Here is a 2,132-nt window from a genome sequence, read left to right as displayed (position 1 = left end):
CGAGGAAATGCCCGCCCGACGCGGACGCTCCCCCGTCTCCGGCCACTCCCGAGCCTCCGTCAACAGCTCGACAGCCCCCGCCGACCAGTCCACCTCGTGCGTCGGCTCGGTGACGTGCAGGGTGCGCGGCAGCATGCCGTGCCGCAGGGAGAGGACCATCTTGATGACGCCGGCGACACCGGCGGCGGCGGCCGTGTGACCGATGTTGGACTTCACCGAGCCGAGCCACAAGGGGCGTTCGCGGTCCTGGCCGTAGGTGGCGAGCAGGGCCTGGGCTTCGATCGGGTCACCGAGGGTGGTGCCCGTGCCATGGGCCTCCACGGCGTCGATGTCGGACGCGGAGAGGCGCGCGCTGGCGAGGGCGGCGCGGATGACCCGCTGCTGGGAGGGGCCGTTGGGGGCCGTGAGACCGTTGCTGGCACCGTCCTGGTTGACCGCCGAGCCGCGTACGACGGCCAGCACCTTGTGGCCGTTGCGCCGCGCATCCGACAGCCGCTCCAGCAGCAGCATGCCGACACCCTCACCCCACGCCGTACCGTCGGCGGCGTCGGAGAACGCCTTGCAGCGGCCGTCCGGCGACAGGGCGCCCTGACGGCTGAACTCCACGAACGCGCCGGGAGTGGTCATCAGGCTCACGCCACCGGCGAGGGCGAGGGAGCACTCGTCGTTGCGCAGCGCCTGGACCGCCAGGTGCAGGGTCACCAGCGAGGACGAGCAGGCCGTATCGACGGTCACCGCCGGTCCTTCCAGGCCGAGGAAGTACGACACCCTGCCCGAGAGGACGGCGCCGGACTTGCCCATGCCCAGGTAGCCCTCGACGGCCTCGGGCAGCTCCCGGAGCAGGGCGCCGTAGTCGTTGCCGTTGGTGCCGGCGAAGACACCGGTGCGGCTGCCCTTGAGGGACAGCGGGTCGATGCCCGCGTGTTCCAGGGTCTCCCAGGCCGTCTCCAGCAGCAGGCGGTGCTGGGGATCCATGGCCAGTGCCTCGCGCGGGGAGATCCCGAAGAAGCCTGCGTCGAACTCGGCGGCAGTGTCGAGGAAGGCGCCCTCACGGACGTAACTGCGGCCGTACCGCGTGTGGTCCGGGTCGTACAGGTCCTCGGCCCAGCCCCGGTCGGTGGGGAAGGCGGACACCGCGTCGGTCTCCGAGGCAAGCAGCGACCAGAGGTCCTCGGGGGAACCGACCCCGCCCGGGAAACGGCAGCCCATGCCGACGATGGCGATCGGCTCGCGTGCGGCCGCCGCCATCCGGCGGTTCTCCTTGCGGAGGCGCTCGGTTTCCTTGAGCGAGGTGCGCAGGGCGTCGAGGATCTTCTCAGGAGAGGTACTGCTCATTGCAAACTCCGCAAGTTCGAGGAATTCAGGGAGACTCGGCCGATTCGCACCAGTCAGGAATCACTGCCTTCGAATGCGATGCGGAGCAGGCTCTCTGCGTCCATGGAGTCAATCGAATCCTCGTCGGCGGACTCGATCTCGCCTTCGTCCATGGTGAATTCGATGGCTTCGTCGACGTCCGCCAATCGCAGCAGAATGTCCATGAGACCCGAGTCTCTGATACGCGCCAAGGGAATGGACGCCAGTGCCTTACGGACCCTCTCGTCCTCCGTCCGGTTGTCCGCTTCCTCGTCCTCGTCCGGGAAGATCAGCGAGCGGAGGTGCCCGGCGAGGGCGGTGGAAGTCGGGTGGTCGAACACGAGCGTCGCCGGCAGCGTCAGGCCAGTGGCGGCCTTCAGTCTGTTCCGGAGCTCGACGGCCGTGAGCGAGTCGAAGCCCAGTTCCTTGAACGCCCGGTCGGCGGCCACGGCCTCCGCGTCCGGGTACGCCAGCACCCTGGCCACGTGGGTGCGTACGAGGTCCAGCAGCGCGCGGGTCCGCTCGGCCGGGGAGAGTCCGCCGAGTTCGGCGCGCAGAGCCTCGGCGGGATCGCCGACCGTGCCGGCGCCGTCGTCGCCGGTCGTCTCCAGCGCGCGGCGGGCCTCCGGGATCTCCGCGACGAGCGGCGAGTCACGCACGGTGGTGAAGGACGGGGTGAAGAGGTCCCAGTCGACGTCCGCGACGACGAGGTGCTCCTCGCCCCGCCCCAGCACCGACTCCAGCACCTTCAGCGCATCACCCGGCTCCATCGCCGCCAC

2 protein-coding genes are annotated in these 2,132 nt (G+C 70.1%); both read right to left on the bottom strand.

The window, feature by feature from the left end:
* Positions 1–1,335 (bottom strand): beta-ketoacyl synthase N-terminal-like domain-containing protein (locus ABZ078_RS44335; RefSeq protein WP_356584374.1); only part of this gene is annotated, 1,335 nt, incomplete at its 3' end.
* 53 nt (positions 1,336–1,388) lie between these two features.
* The coding region (locus ABZ078_RS44330; protein WP_356584372.1) for a beta-ketoacyl reductase at positions 1,389–2,132 on the bottom strand (744 nt) is incomplete at its 5' end.

The organism is Streptomyces sp. NPDC006385, assembly GCF_040612485.1.
Classification (GTDB): domain Bacteria; phylum Actinomycetota; class Actinomycetes; order Streptomycetales; family Streptomycetaceae; genus Streptomyces.
The sequence above is the reverse complement of the archived record's forward strand: the minus strand, read 5'-3'. Positions and strand labels throughout refer to the sequence as shown.